At 53.5% G+C, this 22,133-nt stretch carries 17 protein-coding genes and 1 tRNA gene; 11 read left to right on the plus strand and 7 right to left on the minus strand.

Annotated elements, in window-relative coordinates:
* Positions 1–38: 38 nt before the first annotated feature.
* The 9 genes from ABF287_RS12815 (at position 39) to ABF287_RS12855 (ending at position 11,624) form a co-directional block, all read left to right on the plus strand.
* The gene (locus ABF287_RS12815; protein ID WP_347185394.1) at positions 39–1,784 is read left to right on the plus strand and encodes a heparinase II/III family protein; all 1,746 of its coding nucleotides are present in this window, start codon (positions 39–41) and stop codon (positions 1,782–1,784) included.
* 60 nt (positions 1,785–1,844) lie between these two features.
* A complete protein-coding gene (gene purH, locus ABF287_RS12820; RefSeq protein ID WP_347185395.1) occupies positions 1,845–3,434 on the plus strand; it encodes a bifunctional phosphoribosylaminoimidazolecarboxamide formyltransferase/IMP cyclohydrolase in 1,590 nt (529 codons plus the stop codon).
* A 17-nt stretch (positions 3,435–3,451) separates the two neighbouring features.
* Complete coding sequence (gene lspA / locus ABF287_RS12825) at positions 3,452–3,925, plus strand: signal peptidase II (protein WP_347185396.1); 474 nt, start codon at positions 3,452–3,454, stop codon at positions 3,923–3,925.
* A gap of 52 nt (positions 3,926–3,977) precedes the next feature.
* Entirely contained in the window at positions 3,978–4,478 is a 501-nt protein-coding gene (locus ABF287_RS12830) for a DUF3035 domain-containing protein (protein WP_347185397.1), read from the plus strand.
* A gap of 85 nt (positions 4,479–4,563) precedes the next feature.
* On the plus strand, positions 4,564–5,901 hold the full coding sequence (locus tag ABF287_RS12835; RefSeq protein WP_347185398.1) for a pitrilysin family protein: 1,338 nt from the start codon (positions 4,564–4,566) through the stop codon (positions 5,899–5,901).
* Positions 5,898–7,217, plus strand: a complete 1,320-nt coding sequence (locus ABF287_RS12840; protein ID WP_347185399.1) for a pitrilysin family protein — start codon at positions 5,898–5,900, stop codon at positions 7,215–7,217. The genes ABF287_RS12835 and ABF287_RS12840 overlap by 4 nt, the downstream gene beginning before the upstream one ends.
* 45 nt (positions 7,218–7,262) lie before the next feature.
* Positions 7,263–9,188 (plus strand): DNA mismatch repair endonuclease MutL, encoded by a 1,926-nt coding sequence (gene mutL / locus ABF287_RS12845; protein ID WP_347185400.1) that lies wholly within the window; start codon positions 7,263–7,265, stop codon positions 9,186–9,188.
* Between the two features lie 14 nt (positions 9,189–9,202).
* Positions 9,203–10,366: a DNA recombination protein RmuC gene (gene rmuC, locus ABF287_RS12850; protein ID WP_347185401.1), complete on the plus strand. Its 1,164-nt coding sequence runs from the start codon at positions 9,203–9,205 to the stop codon at positions 10,364–10,366.
* 85 nt (positions 10,367–10,451) lie between these two features.
* Positions 10,452–11,624 carry an MFS transporter gene (locus tag ABF287_RS12855; RefSeq protein ID WP_347185402.1) on the plus strand — a complete coding sequence of 391 codons (1,173 nt, stop codon included), beginning with the start codon at positions 10,452–10,454 and terminating at the stop codon, positions 11,622–11,624.
* A gap of 94 nt (positions 11,625–11,718) precedes the next feature.
* Here the strand turns inward: ABF287_RS12855 and ykgO are convergent, their stop codons facing one another.
* Both ykgO and ABF287_RS12865 read right to left on the minus strand, forming a co-directional pair.
* Entirely contained in the window at positions 11,719–11,844 is a 126-nt protein-coding gene (gene ykgO, locus ABF287_RS12860) for a type B 50S ribosomal protein L36 (RefSeq protein WP_085850311.1), read from the minus strand.
* A gap of 59 nt (positions 11,845–11,903) precedes the next feature.
* Positions 11,904–11,978: transfer RNA gene (locus tag ABF287_RS12865), tRNA-Val, on the minus strand.
* Between the two features lie 173 nt (positions 11,979–12,151).
* On the opposite strand from ABF287_RS12865, the gene ABF287_RS12870 reads away from it, so the two are divergent.
* Positions 12,152–13,012 (plus strand): N-formylglutamate amidohydrolase, encoded by an 861-nt coding sequence (locus ABF287_RS12870; RefSeq protein ID WP_347185403.1) that lies wholly within the window; start codon positions 12,152–12,154, stop codon positions 13,010–13,012.
* A gap of 17 nt (positions 13,013–13,029) precedes the next feature.
* Here the strand turns inward: ABF287_RS12870 and ABF287_RS12875 are convergent, their stop codons facing one another.
* The 5 genes from ABF287_RS12875 to ABF287_RS12895 form a co-directional block, all read right to left on the minus strand.
* Positions 13,030–15,297 (minus strand): sulfatase-like hydrolase/transferase, encoded by a 2,268-nt coding sequence (locus ABF287_RS12875; RefSeq protein ID WP_347185404.1) that lies wholly within the window; start codon positions 15,295–15,297, stop codon positions 13,030–13,032.
* 65 nt (positions 15,298–15,362) lie between these two features.
* On the minus strand, positions 15,363–16,112 hold the full coding sequence (locus tag ABF287_RS12880; RefSeq protein WP_347185405.1) for a hypothetical protein: 750 nt from the start codon (positions 16,110–16,112) through the stop codon (positions 15,363–15,365).
* A gap of 9 nt (positions 16,113–16,121) precedes the next feature.
* Positions 16,122–17,579, minus strand: a complete 1,458-nt coding sequence (locus ABF287_RS12885; RefSeq protein ID WP_347185406.1) for a hypothetical protein — start codon at positions 17,577–17,579, stop codon at positions 16,122–16,124.
* Positions 17,580–17,898: 319 nt separating this feature from the next.
* Positions 17,899–19,704 (minus strand): glycosyltransferase family 2 protein, encoded by a 1,806-nt coding sequence (locus ABF287_RS12890; protein WP_347185407.1) that lies wholly within the window; start codon positions 19,702–19,704, stop codon positions 17,899–17,901.
* Positions 19,705–19,720: 16 nt separating this feature from the next.
* Positions 19,721–20,530 carry a hypothetical protein gene (locus ABF287_RS12895; RefSeq protein WP_347185408.1) on the minus strand — a complete coding sequence of 270 codons (810 nt, stop codon included), beginning with the start codon at positions 20,528–20,530 and terminating at the stop codon, positions 19,721–19,723.
* A 611-nt stretch (positions 20,531–21,141) separates the two neighbouring features.
* Here ABF287_RS12895 and ABF287_RS12900 point away from each other — a divergent pair.
* Positions 21,142–22,050 carry a hypothetical protein gene (locus ABF287_RS12900; RefSeq protein WP_347185409.1) on the plus strand — a complete coding sequence of 303 codons (909 nt, stop codon included), beginning with the start codon at positions 21,142–21,144 and terminating at the stop codon, positions 22,048–22,050.
* The last annotated feature ends 83 nt before the right edge of the window (positions 22,051–22,133 follow it).

The raw sequence follows: 22,133 nt of genomic DNA on the forward strand, positions 1-22,133 counted from the left end.
CATAAGCCTTGAGCAATGCAGGGTGAGGCAGGCAGATCATGTCGCAAACCGGAAATTGGCGCGCAAAAATGACCCGCCGCATGAACAGGTTTCATGCGTGGCGCGCAGCGCGCGCGTCGGTGACGACCGCATTTGTGTCTCAGCCTGAGCCGAAATCAATTGGATCATACGCCAAAGGGCGGCAGCTCAACGCTGGCAACTTTCTTTTCGCGGGCCAGTTGATCGAGGCGCAATCCGTCGCGATTTGGGACTTGAACGACGTCACCGACGATTTCGTGGACGAGCTTCAAGGCTTTGCGTGGCTCGATGATTTGGCGGCGGTGGGCGATGATATCGCCCGAGGTCATGCGCAGGACTGGATATTGCTTTGGCTTGAGCGCTATGGGCGTGGTTCTGGACGGGGGTGGCGGCCAGATTTGACAGGCCGGCGACTGACACGCTGGATCAACCACTCATCATTCTGTCTGTCTGAGCAGCCTGAGGCTGTTGCGAATGCATTTTATACATCGCTTGCGCAACAAACCCTGTTTTTGTCTCGCAGATGGCACACGGTGCCCACGGGATTGCCGCGGTTTGAGGCCTTGGCAGGTCTGATTTACGCATCACTGTCCTTGCATGGCATGCAGCGTCATGTTGAACCGGCTGTTCACGCGTTGGCCCGTGCATGCTCTGCGCATATCGATGACACTGGTGCCGTTCCGTCGCGCAACCCAGAAGAGCTGTTGGAGATCTTTACGCTTCTTACGTGGACGGCTGGTGCATTGTCCGATGCGGGCCTGATGGCGGATGCGGCGCTTGTCCAGACAATCGATAGAATCGCGCCAGTGTTGCGCACGCTCAGGCACTCTGACGGCAGTCTTGCGCGGTTTCATGGTGGCGGACGCGGATTGGAAGGGCGGCTTGATTACGCACTGGCCAGTTCCGGCAACACGCAGCGACCTTCGGCGGAGCCTCACATGGGTTTTGTGCGTCTTTCTGCGGGCCGCACGTCGGTGATCACTGATGTCGCGCCACCTGTCACTGGCGAACATTCCATTGATGCGCATGCCTCGACACTGGCGTTTGAGCTCACGTCTGGGCGGCGACCTTTGATCGTGAATTGCGGTGCTGGTACGAACTTTGGGGATGATTGGCGGCGCGCTGGGCGAGCCACGCCATCTCATTCCACACTTGCCATTGAAGGCTTTTCGTCATCGCGCTTGGGCACACGGCAATTGATCGGGGGCCGTGTCCGAGAGTTCTTGATCGATGTGCCACAAAGCGTGCGGTTGGAAACACACACGTCTGAAGCGGTCATTGGGTTTGTCGCGGCACACAATGGATATACCCCGACACACGGCCTAACCCACATTCGCAAGATCGACTTGAGCACAGACGGGCGGGGCATAGTTGGCGAAGATACGCTTGCGACCATTACAAGTGCGGACGAAGCACAGTTTGATTTGATGACGGATAAAGTGACACGTCAGGGCGTACCGTTTCGCATTCGGTTTCACCTGCATCCAGACGTGGCTGTCGAGCATAACGTGGAGGACGGCACGGTCGCCATTTTGCTCAAATCTGGTGAAGTTTGGGTCTTTGAGCACGACGGATCGGCGAAATTGAGCGTGGAAAGCTCAGTTTATCTCGAAAAAGACCGATTAAAGCCGCGTGGATGCAAACAAGTGGTTCTATCTGCCGCCGCAATGGATTATGCGACGCGCGTCCGTTGGAGTCTTGCCAAGGCGCGGGGTACGCCGTCTGCTTTGCGAGATCTTGAACGAGACGAAGATATTTTGACCTGATCTGAACTGTGATCTGGCTTGCTGGATCACCCGAATGACTGCCACTCTGGGGACCTCTTGATGACTGATCTTTATCCGGTGCGCCGCGCGCTTCTTTCTGTTTCTGACAAAACGGGTCTTGTTGACCTTGGCAAAGCACTGGCTGCGCGTGGAGTGGAGCTGTTGTCCACTGGCGGATCCGCCAAGACGCTGCGCGATGCTGGTCTTGAGGTTAAAGATGTGGCCGACGTAACCGGCTTTCCTGAGATGATGGACGGCCGTGTGAAAACACTGCACCCAAAAGTGCACGGTGGCCTTTTGGCGCTGCGCGACAACGACGATCACGTCAAAGCCATGGATGAGCACGACATCGGCGGCATCGATTTGTTGGTTGTAAACCTCTACCCATTCGAGGCCGCGTTGGCGCGTGGTGCAGACTACGACGAGATGATTGAAAACATCGACATCGGCGGTCCTGCGATGATCCGCGCTTCTGCGAAGAACCACGGGTTCGTGACGACTGTTGTGGATGTTGAAGATTACGACGCGTTGCTGGCTGAATTGGAAGCCAACGATGGTCAGACATCTTACGCTTTCCGCCAGAAACTGGCGCAAATCGCATATGCGCGCACTGGCGCCTATGATGCGGCCGTGTCCAACTGGATGGCTGAGGCTATTGGCGAAGCGGCTCCGCGTCGTCGTGCTTTTGCTGGCACAATCAAGCAAACTTTGCGTTACGGTGAAAACCCGCACCAATCTGCGGCGTTCTACACAGATGGGTCAAACCGTCCTGGCGTGGCAACTGCGACCCAGCACCAAGGTAAAGAACTGTCTTACAACAACATCAACGACACCGATGCGGCGTTTGAGTTGGTGGCAGAATTTGATCCTGCCGAAACACCTGCTGTTGCGATCATCAAGCACGCGAACCCATGTGGCGTTGCCAAAGGTGAAACACTGCTTGAGGCCTACAAAAACGCATTCGATTGTGACCGCACATCTGCGTTCGGTGGCATCGTTGCTTTGAACAAAGAACTGGACGCTGAAACGGCTGAAGCCATCGTTGAGATCTTTACCGAAGTTGTGATCGCACCTGGTGCATCGGATGAGGCGAAAGCGATTTTCGCGAAGAAGAAGAACCTGCGTTTGCTGACCACAGATGGTCTGCCAAATGTTTTGGAAGCCTCTCACACTGTGCGCCAAGTCGCTGGTGGTTTGCTGGTGCAAAACAAAGACGCGGGCTTCATCAGCCTTGATGACCTTAAAGTTGTGACCAAGGTCGCGCCAACCAAAGAGCAACTCAAAGACATGCTCTTTGCTTGGAAGGTTGCGAAACACGTCAAATCCAACGCAATTGTGTACGTAAAAGACCAAGCCACGGTTGGTGTCGGTGCTGGGCAGATGTCACGCCTTGATTCAGCCTTGATTGCGGCCGCGAAATCCAAACGTATGGCGGACGCGATGGGGCTGGAGCAGCCTTTGTCTATCGGCTCAGCCGTGGCGTCTGACGCGTTCTTCCCATTTGCAGATGGCTTGCTTGAAGCCGCTGCGGCTGGTGCGTCTTGCGTGATCCAACCGGGTGGCTCTATGCGCGACCAAGAAGTGATTGATGCAGCAGATGAGGCTGGTCTTGCCATGGTCTTCACCGGCATGCGTCACTTCCGTCACTAACAAACTAGGAATTGAGCATGCGCACCACGGTCCTGACGGCTTTCGTTATCTTTGTGATCGACCAGCTTTCAAAGTGGGTCGTGGTGCACCTGCTCAATTTGCGCACTATCGGGGAAATGGATGTTTTCCCGCCATTTCTTGTGTTCCGCATGGCGTGGAATACGGGGATTAATTTTGGTTTATTTTCGGAACATGCTGGCATGCTGCGTTGGGGATGGGTTGCTCTGGCGGTCGCGATTTCCGTATGGGTTCTCATTTGGGCGCAGCGTGAAAACTTTGACCGCATTGGCCTGATCAGTGCGGGTTTTCTAGTGGGTGGCGCGCTTGGGAATGGGCTTGATCGTATTCTATACGGCGCGGTCGCCGACTTTTTGAACATGTCCTGTTGCGGCTTTGCGAACCCATATTCATTTAACGTGGCGGATATTGCTATTTTCATTGGCGCGTTTGGGCTTATCTTGTTTACAGGTGAGACGAAAAAGCGCGCGTGACCTTACTGCGCGCTTGCGGTAGAGATATTTGAACGTCTGTCGGAGGAAGCATATGTTGCGCGTAATTGGCATTAAAATGGTGATCTGCTCACTGGCTTTGGTCGCACTATCCGCATGTGCGTCTAAAACGCCCCTTACGCCTTCCGCAATAAGCGCTGGACCTGATGAATTCTCCATCACACCTGCGAAACCTTTGGAATCCCCTGATGATTTCTCGGTCTTGCCGGCACCAACGTTGGGTGGAACCAATCTAACCGATGCAACACCCAACGCAGACGCAATTATCGCGTTAGGTGGCCGAGTTCCCGCATCCGGAATTGATGGTGGTATTGTAACCTATGCGTCGCGCTATGGTGTTGATCCTGCGATCCGTGCAGAGCTGTCTTTGGCGGACACACGATTTCTTAAGCGAAAATCGGCAACGCCTTCATTCCCATGGGTGAAAAATAAATACGAGCGCGCGTACCGCAGATTTGCACTTGACCCTTGGGTAGAGGCTGCACGTTTGCGTGACCTTGGCGTGCAAGTTCCGTCGTACCCACCATTGCGCTAAACACTGTTCACTTAACCGTCATGAGCGCTTGCCCTCGTCCAAGAGTGCAGCAACTATAGCGCTGAAATTGTCGTAAGGTGACCACATGAAATTTCTTCTCAGTGCTCTATTCGTTGGTTTTGCATTGCCAGCATTTGCGAGCAACATTTCAAGCTTCGAACTCGATAACGGTATGGAAGTGGTGGTTCTTGAAGACCACCGCGCGCCCGTCGTGGTCCACACTGTTTGGTACAAGGTCGGCGCCGCGGACGAAGCTCCAGGCAAAAGCGGGATCGCGCATTTTCTTGAGCATTTGATGTTCAAGGGCACGGATAAAATGGAAAATGGCGAGCTGTCTGAGACTGTCACACGCAACGGCGGGTCTGATAATGCGTTCACAAGTTGGGATTACACGGCCTACTACCAACGAGTCGCTGCGGATCGCCTGCCCTTGATGATGAAAATGGAAGCGGACCGTATGCGTGGTTTGCAAATGACCGAAGGGGATGTTGCGACCGAGCGCGACGTGGTTCTTGCGGAGCGCAACCAGCGCACGGATAGTGATCCAAGCGCGTTGTTTCGTGAGCAAATGCGCGCAGCCCAGTTCTTAAACCATCCTTACGGCATTCCCGTGATTGGCTGGCGACACGAAATCGAACAGCTCAACCGCGATGATGCGTTTGCGTTTTATCGCCAGTATTACGCACCTAACAACGCTATTTTGGTGGTGGCAGGCGATGTTTATCCTGACGATGTGCGGCAGTTGGCGGAAACCTATTATGGTCCAATTGCGCCAACAATCGGTTTGCAAGATCGCGTGCGCCCGACAGAACCACCACAGCGCGCAGAACGGCGCATGGCGATGCGCGATCCGCGTGTTTCGCAACCCTATGTGACGCGCTCCTATATCGCACCAGAGCGCAATTCTGGTGATCAGTCTGATGCAGCCGCTTTGACGATTTTGGCCAATCTGCTGGGGGGTGATGGGGCGACGTCCTATTTGGGGCAGGCTTTGATGTTTGAAGATCCCAAAGCAATTTATGTTTCTACGTCATATGGAGGCGCCTCGCTTGATCTTGCAACATTTGGCTTGGTCATCGTGCCTGTACCAGGCGTATCTCTGGATGATGCAGAAGCGGCCTTAGACGCAACAATAGCGCGCTTTTTGGCCGAAGGTGTTGATATGGAGCAGTTCGAAAGGCTCAAAACGCAATTGCGCGCGTCGCTCATTTACAAGCAAGACAATATCGAAGGCCTTGCGCGAGAAGTCGGCGCCAATTTGGCCATTGGCCTGTCGATTGAGGATATCGAGGCGTGGCCGGATGTCCTTGCTGCTGTCACGCCCGAAGATGTTATGGCCGCTGCACGTAGCGTTTTTGCTAAATCCAACGCGGTGACAGGGCATTTGATGCCAGAAACCGCACCAATGGAGGGCACACAATGAAGTCGTTCATTTTAAGTCTCACCGGCGCTTTCATGACTGTAGCTATGTTGTCGATGCCCGCCTTGGCTCAAATCGATGTACAAGAGGTGAAAACCGAAAGCGGGATTGAAGCGTGGCTTGTGGAAGAGCATTCGATCCCGTTCACAGCGCTAGAGCTGCGCTTTCGGGGTGGGACATCGCTGGATCGCACTGGAAAGCGTGGTGAAGTTAATTTGATGATGGCCACGCTGGAAGAAGGCGCGGCGGATCTTGATGCGCAAGAGTTCGCAAAGGCGCGTGACAGTCTTGCTGCGGATTTTAGCTTTGATGCCTATTCTGACACGGTCACAATCTCGGCGCGCTTTTTGACCGAAAACCGCGATGAAGCCGTGGCGCTTTTGCGCACCGCAATTATGGAGCCGCGGTTTGATCAAAGCGCGATTGATCGCGTGCGGGGGCAGGTGCTGTCGATTATCGATTCTGATGCCAAGTCGCCAAATGACATCGCTTCAGCAACGTTAAACGCACAGGCATTCGGGGATCACCCCTATGGAAGTTCGGCAAATGGTACGCCTGAGTCTGTGGCAGGACTGACCAGCGATGATATGTTTGCGGCCCGAAATCGTACCCTCGTCAAAGATCAGGTTTTCGTCGCCGCTGTTGGGGATATCACGCCCACTGAGCTGTCCGCGCTTTTGGACGGTTTGCTCAGCGATCTCCCACAATCCGGCCCTGAGCCTGCAAAGCGGGTGGAGCCGAAACTTCACGGCGGCATCACAGTTGTGCCGTTTGAGTCACCGCAATCCGTTGTGATGTTCGGTCACTCAGGTATCAAGCGCGATGATCCGGATTTTGTAGCCGCCTATATTGCCAATGAAATCCTTGGCGGGCGTCGTGAATCGCGACTGATGCACGAGGTACGCGAAAAGCGCGGGTTAACTTATGGAATCGGCTCCTACCTTGTGCCTTTCGACCACTCCGAAGTGGTCTTGGGTCAGTTTTCCTCAAGTAATGCTGTTGCGGCCGAAGCCATTGATGTCGTGAAAGAAGAATGGCGCAAATTCGTTGCTGAGGGCATCACAAGTGAAGAGCTTGAGGTGGCAAAAACCTATCTGACTGGCGCCTATGCGCTCCGGTTTGATGGGAACGGACCGATCGCCAGTATTCTCGTCGGGATGCAAATGGTGGGACTGGATCGCGACTACATCTTGCTTCGCAACGCCTTGGTCGAGGCCGTGACCTTGGACGACATCAACCGCGTCGTGCGCGATTTGTATAAACCACAGGACCTTACCTTCGTGGTGGTCGGGCAACCAGAAGACCTAAAATCTGAATGATTTGAACATGGTCGAATCGGAAGAGTCTGTGCTATTTCTAGTGGCATGAACTCTTCTGACCTCAATATAAGCCATTCTGGCGCTGAGACGCCGCGCCCCGTCATTCGTCAACTGGACGAAGGCGTGATCAATCGAATTGCGGCTGGCGAGGTGGTTGAACGCCCTGCATCGGCTGTCAAAGAATTGGTTGAAAACGCCATAGATGCTGGTGCGCATCGCATCACCGTGGACTATGCCGATGGTGGTAAAACGCTGATCCGCGTTACCGATGATGGGTGCGGCATGACCGCTGACGATCTGCCGTTGGCCCTGTCACGCCATGCGACATCCAAGATTGACGGGTCAGACCTTTTGGACATTCACACATTTGGTTTTCGCGGGGAGGCTTTGCCCTCTTTGGGCGCTGTGGGACGGCTGAGAATCACATCGCGCGCCGAAGGGCACGACGGCGTAAGCCTGTCTGTGTCTGGTGGTCGTGTTGATCCGATCAAACCTGCCGCGTTAACCAAAGGCACCGTGGTTGAGCTGCGTGACTTGTTTTTCGCGACACCCGCACGCCTCAAGTTTTTGCGCACAGATCGCGCCGAAGCCCAAGCGATTTCTGACGTGATCAAGCGCCTCGCAATGGCCGAACCCTTCGTTGGTTTCACCCTGCGCGATGTGTCTGGTGGCGGAGAGGGGCGCGTCACATTCCGTGCTGATCCGCAAACTGGCGACATGTTTGACGCTTTGCACGGGCGCTTGGCGCGGGTGCTTGGCAAAGATTTCGCGGAAAACGCCTTGGCGATTGATGCAGAACGCGAGGGTCTGCACCTGACAGGGTACGCAGCACTGCCGACCTATTCGCGCGGCTCGTCTGTGCAGCAGTTTCTGTTCGTGAATGGGCGCCCTGTGCGCGACAAGTTGTTGTACGGCGCCTTGCGGGCGGCTTATTTTGACTATCTCAGCCGGGATCGTCACCCTGCCGCTTGTCTGTTTATCGATGTTGATCCGCACCGTGTGGATGTGAACGTTCATCCTGCCAAGTCTGAAGTCCGGTTTCGTGAACCTGCTGAGGCGCGCAGTTTGATTGTGACGGGTTTGCGTACGGCCTTGGCGGCTGCTGGGCACCGCGCGTCGACGACCGTGGCGCAAGCCACGTTGGGAGCCATGCGCCCCGAGGCGCCGCGGGCCGAAGGGCAAGCGCCGCAAGAGGCAGATGCACCGCGCGTGTATCAAATGGATCGCAGATTTTCGGGTGGGTACACATCAACACCACGGCACGCAACGGACACCGTGCAAAACAGCTATAACTGGCAAGCGCCTGAGCGGTCTGAAATGCAGGGCTTTTCCGAAATGTCCGCGCCGTCTGCGCGGGTGGAAGACGTTGCGCCATCGCCAAGCGCGGAAGCTTTGCCTCTTGGTGCGGCGCGCGCGCAGGTGCATGAGAATTACATCATTGCGCAGACTGAGACGGGCATTGTGATCGTTGATCAGCATGCAGCACATGAGCGGCTTGTTTACGAAAAGCTGAAAAATCTGATGGCGGAAAACGGCGTTGCATCGCAGGCGCTGTTGATCCCAGAAGTGATCGAACTTGGTGCAAATGACGCGCAGATGCTGTTGGATCTGGCGGATGACTTGGCCAAGCTTGGCTTGGTGATCGAGGCCTTTGGCGGAGGTGCGATTGCTGTGCGCGAAACGCCTGCCATTTTAGGCCGCGTTGATGCAACGGCGATGATCACCGATATTTTGGATGAGTTGGCTGATTTGGGCGACAGTCAAACGGTTCAGGCGCGTATCGAAGCTGTGCTATCGCGTGTGGCCTGCCATGGCTCCATTCGCTCTGGTCGTTGGATGCGTGGCGAAGAAATGAATGCGCTGTTGCGTGAGATGGAAAGCACACCGCATTCGGGTCAATGCAACCATGGGCGCCCGACCTATGTGGAATTGAAATTGTCTGACATCGAACGCTTGTTTGGCCGCACATAATGGAAAATGGATCTATGACACTCGACTTTTCTGATCCGTTGGTGATCGCCGCCTGCATTGGTGGCGCTGTATTGATTTTGATGATCGTCATGCTGTTTGCAGTGCTGCGCAGGTCGGGTGAGGCGGCCCGTTTGGCGCTGCCCCTTGCCAATCAAATGAGCCAGCTGGGGCACCGTGTGCAATCGCTGTCTGATGGGCAAAACCAGCTGGCTGGCGGGTTGTCTCATGTGTCCGAGGCCCAAGCAGCCGCGCAAGCCAATATGCTGCAATTGATGGAAAAACGACTGGCGGATGTCACGGTTTCGATGACAGAAAATCTGCAAGGCTCCGCGCGACGCACGGCGCATTCTTTGGGCGAATTGCAGGAACGACTGCAGACGATTGATAAGGCGCAGGCCAACATCGAAAAGCTGTCGGGCAATGTACTGTCGCTGCAAGATATCTTGTCGAATAAGCAAACACGTGGCGCGTTTGGCGAGATCCAACTCAATGATATCGTTGGGAAAGCTCTGCCGAAAGACAGTTATACGCTGCAAGCGACGCTGTCGAATGGCAAGCGCGCGGACTGTTTGATTCACTTGCCGAATCCACCCGGATCGATTGTGGTCGATAGCAAGTTCCCGTTGGAAGCCTATGAAGCATTGCGCCGCGCCGACACCCAATGGGAAGTGAATGAAGCGGCGAAGATGATGCGCACGGCGGTGAAAAAACACATCAATGACATTTCAGCGAAATACATCATTGAAGGTGAAACTGCCGGTGGTGCTCTGATGTTTTTGCCATCAGAAGCGGTTTACGCAGAGCTGCACGCCAACTTCCCTGAGCTTGTGCGTGAAGGATTTGATAAGCGCGTTTGGATCGTTTCGCCGACCACCTGCATGGCGACGCTGCACACGATGCGGGCGATTCTGAAGGACGCACGCATGCGCGAGCAAGCGGGGTCTATTCGCAAGGAACTGGCGCTTTTGGCGGGCGATGTGGATCGGCTTGGCACGCGTGTCGGCAATCTGGATCGTCACTTTGGTCAGGCTGCGAAAGATATCGAAGATATCAAAATTTCGGCCGACAAGGCAGGAAAGCGCGCGCACCGTTTGGATCATTTCGATTTTGAAGAACTGGCGGCTGACACGGCCTCAGCACCTGCAGCGGGTGTGTTGCCCTTGACGCCCAAGTCTTAAGCGCGCGCAGCTTTCATTGCACCTGTGCAAGTCACTTGCATTAATCGACGTTGCCAACGGCGAATGTGCAGGGCATCACCGTGATATGAAAACAGTCACGCGCACCCCTTTTGTTTTGGTCACAGTTTTGTGGCTCAGCGGCGTCTTGGCCGCCGGTCAGTTCGCCAAAATATCTGTGACTTTTCCCTATTTTCGCGAGATTTTTGCGTCACACGGATCAACGCTGGGGTTTTTGGTTTCCTTGATTTCAGCTGTGGGATTGCTGTGTGGGTTGTTCGCGGGGGCTTTTGTGGCGCGTGTTGGCGCGCGAAAGCCATTGATCGCGGCGCTATGCCTCGGGGCGGCTTTGTCCTTGTATCAAAGCACAGTTCCAAGTTTCGCGCCGTTTTTGATCAGCCGTGCCTTTGAGGGCATATCGCATCTGATTATCGTTGTCGCCGCACCAACGGTTTTGGGCCAAATCACTGAAACGCGTCATCGCTCAGCGACACTGGCGGGGTGGAGCACTGTGTTTGCAGTGTCCTTTGCGGTCTTCGCGTGGGGTGGCGCGCCGCTTGTTGATCGGTTTGGCGAGGCGGCATTGTTTCAACTCCACAGTGCGGCACTTGCTGTGATCGCTATCGCTGTTTGGGCATTGTTGCCAAGTAATATTATACCGCGCTCGCCGGAGCCGCTGACATTGCGCACCATCATGGCTCGCCACGTCACAGCATATTCATCCCCTCGGATCGCAGCGCCTGCAGCGGGTTGGTTTTTCTATGCCGCGGGATTTGTCGCGCTGGTGACCGTCATGCCTGACTTTTTTGCGCCAGAGCGCCGCGACCTTTTGGTGGGGGTTTTGCCCTTGTCGGCTTTGGTCGTTTCAATGACATTGGGGATCGCGTTGATCAGACGATATACGTCGATTCCTGTGGTCATTACGGGGTTTGGCTTGTCTTTGGCCTGCGCGCTTTCCATTGCGCTGGGGATGCCGATAGATGTCGCAGGTGTGGCGATGTTGGCTGCTATGGGGTTGGTCCAGTCTGGCAGTTTTTCATCTATTCCAGTTTTGAACATCACGCCGCAAGATCAAGCGCTTGCGAACGGGGCGTTGGCGCAGTGCGGCAACGCAGGAAACATGATCGGCACCCCGTTGTTGATCTTGCTGACCAATATGTTCGGCATCTCGGGGCTTATTGCCTTTGCTGTGTTCATGTTCGGGTGCGGTGCGGCGATGCATCTGTGGTTGGCACAGGTGCGCAAGAGAGCCGCCATTTAGAACGGGGGACACGCCCGTCGTATTCATACCTGAAGACAAAAAAGAACCGCTCAGTTTCCTGAGCGGCTCTTTTAATTTAGTAAGCTGCTGAAGCTTAGCCCTGACGAGCTTTGAAGCGCGGCTGCGTTTTGTTGATCACATAAACGCGGCCTTTACGGCGCACGATGCGACAATCGCGGTGCCGGCTTTTCAGCGAGCGGAGTGAGTTGCGAACTTTCATGTCCAGTCTCCTTTTCGCGGCGCCTGCGTGCGCCTGTTAAAACCATTCTAACGGAACGATGGTGGGTATAACAAGGTTCGAACTTGTGACCCCTTCGATGTCAACGAAGTGCTCTACCACTGAGCTATACACCCATATCGTCCACGGGAGTGTCACGCCTTGATCATTTCGGCCGATTGGCATCCATGAACAAGACATGGGCATTTCCCACGTCAGTCCGAGCGCGTATAAAAGGAGTCGAACCATTGATCAAGGGCTTTTGAGAAGTAAAATTAAAACCTATAGTTTTCAGTGAAAGGACAACGAGATGAGCACACTTCCTTATCGGCTCCGTCGGCCTAAAAAGCGGACGTCATGCGTTGTCTTTGCGTCGCCTCATAGTGGTCGCAAGTATCCTACGGAGATGGTTGAGCGCTCTGTTTTGAGCCCTGAGACCCTTAGATCGTCCGAAGATGCCTATGTGGACCAGTTGTTTGAAAATTCCGTCAGTCACGGCGCGGCGTTTTTGAACGCGATTTATCCCAGAGCTTGGGTCGATCTCAATCGTCAGACCGACGAGCTGGACCCTGCGCTGATCGAGACGGTTGCGAATCGCACGCTCAATGCGCGTGTGCTGTCTGGACTTGGAGTGATTCCACGGGTGGTGGCCAATGGGCGCGCCATTTACAGCGGCAAACTGACACGCGCGGAGGCTGATCAGCGAATTGCAGAGGTCTGGCAGCCTTATCACGCGGAGCTCAACGCGCTATTGCAGGAAACCAAGGCAGAGTTCGGGCAGGCGCTGCTGGTGGATTGTCATTCGATGCCTCGCGAAGCTCTTAAACATGTGCGCACTGCCAGTGGCGCGCGACCGCAAATTGTCATTGGTGATCGGCATGGTGCTTCGGCGCATCGCGTTTTCGTGGATGGAATCGAGGCGGCGTTTCGCGCAGAAGGCTTTGACGTGATCCGAAATGTGCCCTTTGCAGGCGCGTTTATTGCACAGCATTATGGGCGGCCAGCGTTCAACCAACACTGTGTTCAAATCGAAATCGACCGATCTTTGTACATGGATGAAAAAACTCTAGCGCCGAATGACGCTTTTAAGGACGTCAAACAAGCGCTTGATCGCGTCGCGCGCGGCATTATCGATCTGGATGCGCAGAGCTTACCTTTGGCGGCTGAATAAGCCTCTCTGGCCAAGGGTCATCCTTTTGAGGGTAATGAAGAGTGCACGATCGCCGCTTTCAGCTGCTTTAGATCTTTTGCGCCATGGATCACAATGAATGACAGGCCGAGGGACAGTCTTGCACCGTCGTTTGTCATTTGAATGTCAGGGTATTTGGGCCAATCGGAAAGATCCAAAACATACCCATCTTTCCACGTATTCAGATGGGTGACGCCGCCGTAGGTGACGATGAAGCGAACGTCGCCGTCACCGGTCGTGATCTGGTTGTCACCGGAGCCGATGTATATTTTGTCGTCTCCGCCCTCGGACACAACGGTGTTGTGACCTGGCCCTGTGTGAATCTCGGACCCATCTAGCCCGTCCGAAATTGTGTCATTCCCCGTGCCCCCGATGAGCAGGTTGTGATTTCTGTTCCCGATGATCACGTCGTTTCCAGATCCGCCGTCCAGAATGTCTTTCCCCGATCCGCCAATCAGCGTGTCGTTTCCAGCGCCGCCGTAAAACCTGTTCCGAGTTTTGTTTTCACGTAACGCGATCAACGTGTCATTTCCGGCCCCGCCATAGAATGTCGCGGAGGTGAATTTTGCGCCGATCATAACATCGTCGCCAAGCGAACCTTTGACGTCCACGGATACACGCTCAGAGGTTTCGAAATGCATAGGGGAGTCAGGGTGCCCGACGACGTGGATCGTACGCCGAGGCAGTGAATCCCTGTCGGTTCCTGATTCAGCCTCAGGCAGGGCAACCACTGTGCCGATGCGGATCTTTTCAACGTTTGCGGGCATGTGCACCACATAGTCATTAGGGCCGCCCATGTACCACAGGGTATCATTGCCGCCGTACTTATCTTCTTTGATGCGTTCTACATCGTCGCCGTATGCCCAATAATCATTGTCGCCTGCGCCGCCCTCAAGAACGACAGTGCCGTCAACGGCCATCATCGCATTCACGCCATCGGCTGGGTTTTCAAAACCACGCAGGTCCAAGCCCAAGTTGAGCGCGCCATCCACGAGCTCTTGTCTCAATCTGTCGAGAGGCGCGGTCTCGACGATGTTTGTGGTCTCGCCGGGGTCTGCGACCAAGTCATAGACGTGTTCTTCGCCGTTTGGATAACGAAAGTACCTGTACTGGGACAGACCCTCGACAGACGGACGGACCGACAAGGTGCCGAACACTGACGTGATGGGTGACTTTGTGCAGTCAAACTCGCCGAATTCACTGTTGATAAGTGGGAGCAAGCTTTGGCCAGACGTCCAATGAAAACGCGGCGGGATGCCAGCCAGATCAAATATTGTCTTTGGCAAGTTGTGCAATGAAACAGGCGTGTCGATCACCTGAGGCTCAGTCATCCGAGCGTTCCACATCGCCAGCGGGATGTGTGCAGCACTGTCCCATTGGCTCATCTTGTGGAAACTGTCGTGATTGCCAAGGTTGAAGCCATTGTCCGACAGCAGCACCACGGTGGTGTTTTGGCCCATTCCAGAGGCTTCTAAAGCGTCCAAAAACCGCCCAATTTCATGATCGACATGGCTTATCGCTGCAAAGTACGCCCGCACCACTTGGCGCCATCCTTCATCGCCTGCGCGCTCAGGCGTCCAATTTCCGTTGGCGATATAGGCCGCTTCATACACCGCGAAGCCTGGCTGAGGGCCGTAGAAGTCCTCTGGCGCAGCAATGCTGGGCCATTCGATTTTCGCGGGATCGTACATCTGATAAAATCGATCCGGTGAATCGAGTTTGTAATGCGGATGCTTGAACCCAAGCTGCATGAGGTGTCGCCGCTTTGGGTCCGCTGTTTTCAGATATTGAATCGCGTTTTCTGCTACTTCATAGTCGTAGAACTTTTGGTCTTGGCTGCCATCGTCATTCGGGTGGTTCACACCGCAAATCCCGGGGCCACGCCCGAGGTAATCTTTCACTTTTGTGCGTTTTCCACGGTCACGGCATTCCCTTTCCTCGTGAAAAAGAATGCGTTTGTATTCTTCGGACATGGGTCTGTATTTGCCGTCGACTTTGCCAGTCTGAAAGGTCTTAAATCCTGCGCGACGCAGATCAAGCTGCCACCCTGACGTTGGCGGTAGCATTTCTCGCCAAATGCGGTTCAGATCCACCAGTCCAGTTCTGAACGGCGACAATCCTGTGGCGAGTTCAGCCCGACACGGCGCGCACAGTGGAATTGTCGCGTAGGCATTCGAAAACCGAACGCCATGGCCTGTCAGACGGTCAATATTCGGGGTTTGAATTGTAAGGCCAAACGTCTCACGCCAAGTAAAAACATCAATCATATCATCGATCCAAATGATACAAATATTGTCGTTTGATATTTCGTCTCGCGTAAATGTCACGTTCGCTATCCTCGCAACCCGAGCAGATCAAGCGCCTGCACTGTCATTTCATGATCTGCCTTGAGGACATTTCGGTCGGGCCAAAAAATCACATCTGTCAGCTCAAAGGTTCCCAGCTTTTTCTTCAGGCCGGCACGCTGGCTGCGGCAACCGATAAACAGATGGGATGGGCCCGCCAGATCAGGTGTGGCTTGGGTTTCCGATACAACTGTTTCATTGTTCACCCGCAACCAAAACCGACCATCAGATTGCCCAGCAACCACAAGACAGTCTTCGGTGCTTTTGAATGGGGTGGACACATTGAGCGCGCCCTTGCGATCTTGAAACGTCATTGCGCCGCCGACGTGCTGTAAGAAAGCGTAGTTGTTTGAGTCACTGAAATTCAGGGTCAAAAGTGTGAGCGCTTCTCCTGAATGTGCCTGAAACCGGATGGCATAGGACCAGTCCTGAATTGTGTCTGCGGGCCCTGGCAAGGTGTACCCGCAGTGCTGTCCCGCGCGAAATTCAAGCCGTGCATTCGCTGTTTTGTAATTCTCAAAGGGTGAATCGGCGTGTGGGATCGTACGCTCTGCATGCGCTGCGGTTATGCAGCTCCGCAAAGTGGAAATGCTATTTGGGGAACTGTCATCCGCGTCGACCCATTCAGGCGACATTGTAAACCAATGAGCATTTGCCTTGGACAGATGTTCCCGTAAATCGGTTACCCTCTTTGGCAGAAGCAACGCGTCAGGCACTGAAAAATCTAGGTTCAACATTTCTCTACCCTACCAAACCGGTATTGCGGCAGGCATAGCCCAGCGGTGCAACACTACGTTTTGTTCTGTTTCAAAGGCCCATGTGTCGCGTACCGATCCGCAAGCTGAAGGGAAGTCGACGTCTGCGCGCTCTAGGTCTTGCCCAAAGGCGTAGAGCACTTCTAAAGCAGATCCCGTTGGGGCCTTGTCGAAGGTCAAAATGATATCCTGTGGATCGTCTGCACAGACGGATACATCAACGAGTTCTGGCGCATTATCAGCGCCGCTCAAGCTGAAGCCACAGCAGGCCCCTGACCCAAAAGGGTCGTTTTTATCAATCACAAGGTCTGACAACGCGCGCGCACGCACGCGAATTTGACAGTCGTTCGCCTCGCGCTCTGCCAACAAGAAGGTGGGACAAAGCCACTCTTTGTCATCGTGGAGCGCTTCCAAAGCACAGGCATCGATTTCAGCCATGTTTGCCAATGAGGCACTGTCGGGGCGGCCGAAACGGTCTTGTTTGAACATATAGCTTGGCGCTGTGTAGCAAAGCCCATGTGTGGCGCCTTGCCATGCCAATTCTGTTTGCGCCCGTAAGATCGGGTGATCACTGATATGATGTGTTCCGCAGTCGAAATGCGCCAAAATGGGCGGGCAACGCATGTTCAATTTAGCAATGTCAGCGGTGATCTGAGCGACAAGCGCGAAAATGCCGTACTGATAGGTGCTTGGATCACTCCAAACGTCTTCGAGCGCAAAATCTAACCCAATTGCATAGAGCGCTGCGGGGCGGTTTAGGCGATCAGCTGCCGCCTTCAATGACTTAATTGCCGTCAAGAAATTTTCATATGCAGCCCCAGACACAAAATCACTGATGCTTGAGGAAGAATCGGTTTCTGTGCGTGTGACCAGCAGGGATAGCGCCTCATGCGCCCGATGTTGACGCGCCACGATGGCATCGGAAAGGGCTGTATCTCGCGTCATTTCAGGGACGCGCTGCAACGTACTTTCCACCGCAGCAGTTTCGGTTCCAGCGTAACCAGCAGCTCCAATTTCGTCGGCGGGTGCAAGGACGTGCCAAGGAAACTTGAGTTTGGTTTCAAATGTCGTGGCCCTGCGCGGCCCGCCTAAGCTCAAAACTCCCAAAAGCGGCCCAGCGCCATCTGCAAAAATACTGGGCGCACTGTCAGCATCTTTGGGGTGCTCAAGACGCCGAAACTGTCGAATACCTTGCTGCCCCTCAAGGTTGGCGTGAAACAGCAACCACTCACCGCTTCGGCGGATATCCCAAGCATCAACATTGCCCAGAATGCGCGGGTCAATCCAATCGGTGGATGCCGAACCTTTTTCAGGCAATCGTTCGGCGATATTCTCGATCACTGAATCCGACAATACCATCAAAAGACCGGTGCTGTCGTACCCTAGAACATCGCCATTTTTCGCGCGAATAATTGTGCCAAATGGTGGGGATTTTTCAGTATCATCCATATCAAAATTGCCGCTGAGCCAGATCTAGATTGTGACCAAATCCGTTGTCGCTCACTCCATATTTATAGATGCACAAACCTAACGTGATGTAACGGTAAGTGAAGCAATTATTCAAGAGACAAACAATATGCACGTCCCCAACAAGCACGGCCAAAGCAACGCCAATACCGCTCGCAATTGGCGCTGAGAAGATCGCGCAACAGCGCTTTATGGCCGACAACGCGTTTTCAAACAAAACAGAGCAATGCTGGAGTCAAAATGGCTGAAGCGGGCGCCTCGCCAAGAACACTTCGGAACATAAGTGCCTAGATTGAGTTGGCTAGATTTCTTGAGCGGGCGCGGCGGCGTTCGCTTTTTCAAACACACGCAGACCCTTGGCCTCCCAATCGGCATTTAGTGTAAACCCTTGGGCCTCAAGAGCCGCGTCGTAGATTGATAAATCTTCTGTCAGCATTTCGGGCAAAATGATCCGTTTCAACCCGCCAAGGTTTAAGCCAGCAAGGCGATCGGGGGTGATCGCGGCGTTGCAAAGTCTTAGGACTGTCGGATGAAAATCACGTATCAAAGCCTGCATGCCGTTTGCTTCTTCATCAGAATCTTCGTCAAAGATGAGCGGCCCCGACGTGACCTTGAGACCCTTCGCATCTGACAGGTTGTTCTTTGTTGCGATCGCTCTAGACACTTCGGCCAAGTCTTCGCGGTGTGTGTGGCTCATGGCTTGCAAGCCCGGCACCATGATGAGCGCCTGCAAAGCCACAACGCCTGCTTCGCCGCCGACACTCAACAGTTTGTCGCGGGGTGAAACCAGCCACGAAATGCTGCGCATTTGCTTGCGCGCATATTTTCCCGCTGCAATCTGCTCCAAGGCCTCAGGCCCAAAGATCGCCGCATCTGCTGGAATTTTCACAGCATGGTTTTCGAATTCCTCGACGACCGAGTTTGTCTGCAGGGCAACTGGCGCTGGCAGAAAATCGTCATCCCAACCTGCGGCGACAGGGTTGCGTCGAACCGCTTTAGGGCGACCTTGAGAGCCTCTTTCGACAGCGCTCATCATCGCAGCGATTTTGGCGGGGTCGCGCGCTTGGGGTGGTTTTGCTTCAACCTTGTGGATCGGGACTTTGCTGGCCTCAACCAAACCTGCAATCATATCGGTATAGGCCTGCGTTTTCTTGTGCTCGGCCAGTCTTGCCTCTACGCGCTCCAGCGCAGCAAAGTGCAATTTGTTCAGCACGGGATCCTTTAGCAATTCTTCGAAGATAGCTTTGCGGCGTTCTGCATGGCGCAAAATACAGTCGTCACGCACTTCGTTTCGGTCCTGAAGAGCCCAATAATCTGAATTATATTTGTCTTTTTTGTTGTTCACGTTGCCGCGCATTTTGCGCAGGGCATAACTGTCCATAGACTTAAGCGCGTAGTGGTTCATTTGCGCCCAATTATAGCCAAGAGTACGCCGGATAGAGCGCCAGCCCCGAAACTTGAAATAGTCTTCCATCGGAGCGCCTGAGCCGTTCAGCCATTGCACAGTCGCTGGAAAATCGCCTTGAAGGTGCTTGTTCTTGATTTTGGGGCGGTGGATGCCAAGGTTCCAATAATCAGGATCAAATTTGAATAGCGTCTTGACGCCCCATCCCTTGTTCCAAAGCGGCGGCGCGGCATAGACATATTGTTCGGATACTGGTTCACGGGACCATTCCACAATGTTACCGGACCCGTAGATCCGCCATGTAATGACAATCCCATTGGCCCCGCGCTCTTGCACGTCAGTAATCATGCCGTCCAGCGATCCATCGCCATGTTTGATGCAAAGAAATTCATCGGCATCGAACACCATAAGCCAATCAGATTCTCTGACAAGCGGCTCTGCTTGTGCAAACTTCAACGCGGATGGCTGCGGTTTGACGCCTTCCGGAATAACGTTGCGGCGATGGTATCCAAGCCCGAGCTCTTCCAGACGAATAAGCATATCGTCCGTTCCGTCAGTGCAATCGTTGGTGTAAACCAGAATATCTGTAAAGCCGATGGCCATGTGGTGAGCGAACCATTCCAAAAGAAACGGCGCTTCGTCTTTCATCATCGATACCGCCATGACAGTGCCATGGGGGCTCACGTGTTTTTTAAGATCCATGGCCAGTCAAGTCTTTCTAGCCGAGCGCTTCATTGGGGTCGATTTCTAGTTTTTCACACATGCGCGCGGCGTAAGAGTTTGGCAGTGGAGCGTGCTTTCGCCACCAAGGTTTGGTGCCGTTGGTGTATAGGTGCACCGACAGCGTATTCTCTGTAAACCAGCCTTCAACGCGCCCGTGTGGGTCATAGAAAATATCATTCAGTTGGAACGGCACTGGGTACAGAACTTCAGGGGCCATTGCGCGTTCAAAGTTGCCGGTTGTTTTGGCAAAATGCGTAAACGCCTGAGGGCCAAACGCTGTGCGTTCTGTTTGATAAATCCGCACTGGCAACGGCAAGTCAGGGTTCTGTTTGTCCATTTTGCGACGTTGGTTCTTGTTCCACCACTCCGGATAGTCCGGAAGGTTGTCGTAATAGTCGAGCAATGCGTCCATCAATGCACCGGTTTGCGGGATTGCAACAACACCGCAATTCAGCGCGCCTCGCATGCCGTGGCCTGCAAAGATGTACTCCATGTCATCCGGAAACGGCTTTTCGCAAAATGCGTCGCAATCGATCCAAATCGCATTGGTTTTTTGGATCATTTTGTAGCGAAATACGTTCGACAAGAAGCTTGCAGAGGTCTGCCCGACCACGTCCATGTTTATGTCCATGATTTCAGACGCAGGACGAATTTCTACGCCTTCGGGGGCATTGGTCACGTCGTCTGTACAATACAAAATTGTGGGATGCCCGTTCATGAGATGAGATTTCAGGCACAGCTGATTCAAATAGTGCAGCTTTTCACCAATCCAAAGAGAGGCCACCGGGCGACGATTCAATTCCATACTGCTCACTACCTAACGTTTTTGACGATGACCAAAGTCTAATAAAAAGGATTGTAGGACCTATACTTTAACTCGTTCTTATCGTCCATGCTGCATCAAATTGGCTTGTCGCATAATTTTTGGAAATCGCTCTGTTGTGACAAGCACTTGGAATGCAACCCACGCCCGAGTTAAAAACATTGGGATTGTCGTTTGTGAGTGTGACGATCGTGCAATGGGGGCGACTTTCTGAGGATATGGTTTGTTGCCAAGCCTTGCGTGATCTTGGTTCATGTGGAGTTAAAACAAGGTTATTTCGATTGCGCAAAGGGCTGATTGCCAACGTGCTGTCCCATTTCGTAGGTATTTGCTGCAAAGCTGGCATTTGTGACAAGTTAACGTTTTTGATCAATAAGATGCATCGACGATTCCTAAAGTTTGGATGTGCATTGCAGCCTCAAGTAAAAACAAGTTTTCTAACGGTCAAATGGACACTGAGCGCTTGATCGTCAAAGCGATTGTAGGCTAGGTTTGCATCCGTCGCGATCTGCAAACACTTGTTTTGTGTCGGTCTTGCCAGTGAAAATCGTCACATGCCACATTGCATGAAAGAGCCAATAAGGATCGACAGTATGGTTAAGTCTTTGACACTATTTTTCATAGTGGAACCCCCAAAGTACCAATACATGGCGTGTTATCTTGCGGCTTCTGTCAGAAATCATTTTCCTGCTAATGTTGAGTTGGTTGGGTATTGTCCTGAACATCGGATGTCAGAGCTGGATCCCGCGTCAATTGAAGCGTTGCGCAGGATGCGTTGCGAAGTTCGCCCTTTTAAAGTGGAAGGTAGATTTGACCCTGCTTATCCGCATGGGAACAAGATACTTGCATGCTTGGAGCCCAGGGATACCGAATATTCGGGCTTCATAGACTCCGACGTCCTCTTTATCCGTGACAATGATGTAGAGAACTTGTTGAAACCTGGTCATGTGTCAGCCTCTGTTGCGGCGTCAATGTACTGGACGCCGCAGAAAACATGGAAAACAATCTACGGTGGACTTGGGATGAGTGTCCCAGAAAACCGTGTTATGCTGATGCGCGATCGTCGCAAGCCTATGATCCCGTATTATAGTTCCGGGTTCGTCTTGTTTCCTGAGACGTATCGAACAAGTGACACGAATATGTCATTTCCGGAGGTGTGGATGGACACAGCCCAAAAGATCGATGCGATTGAGGGCTTGGAAAATAAGCGTCCCTACCTTGATCAGATGAGTTTGCCATTGGCGATTCAACGCGCTGGTTTGGAGTGGAACGAACTGCCAGAAGAGCAACATTTTATTTTGGGCGGCATTCTTCGGAATGTGCCGTTTCCCAAGGATCGAGAGATTTTCACGGTTCACTATCGAAAGTGGGAAATCTTAACTGAAAATGGCTTGAGTCGGCATGGCTATAAAGGGTTGATAAAGCAGATTGGTGTCAGAGGTGTGCGTGGAGTCTGGTCGCAGGATGTGCCCGAGGGCATTGAGCCGCTGGAGGCTCCTTAGGCGGTTGATATGCCGCGAAACGCACCTGAGTGCCGCGTGATGTAGATTTCGGGGCGCGTGCTTGAAAAGCACTTCACAGTGCC

This window comes from Pacificibacter sp. (assembly GCF_039769035.1).
Taxonomy (GTDB): domain Bacteria; phylum Pseudomonadota; class Alphaproteobacteria; order Rhodobacterales; family Rhodobacteraceae; genus Celeribacter.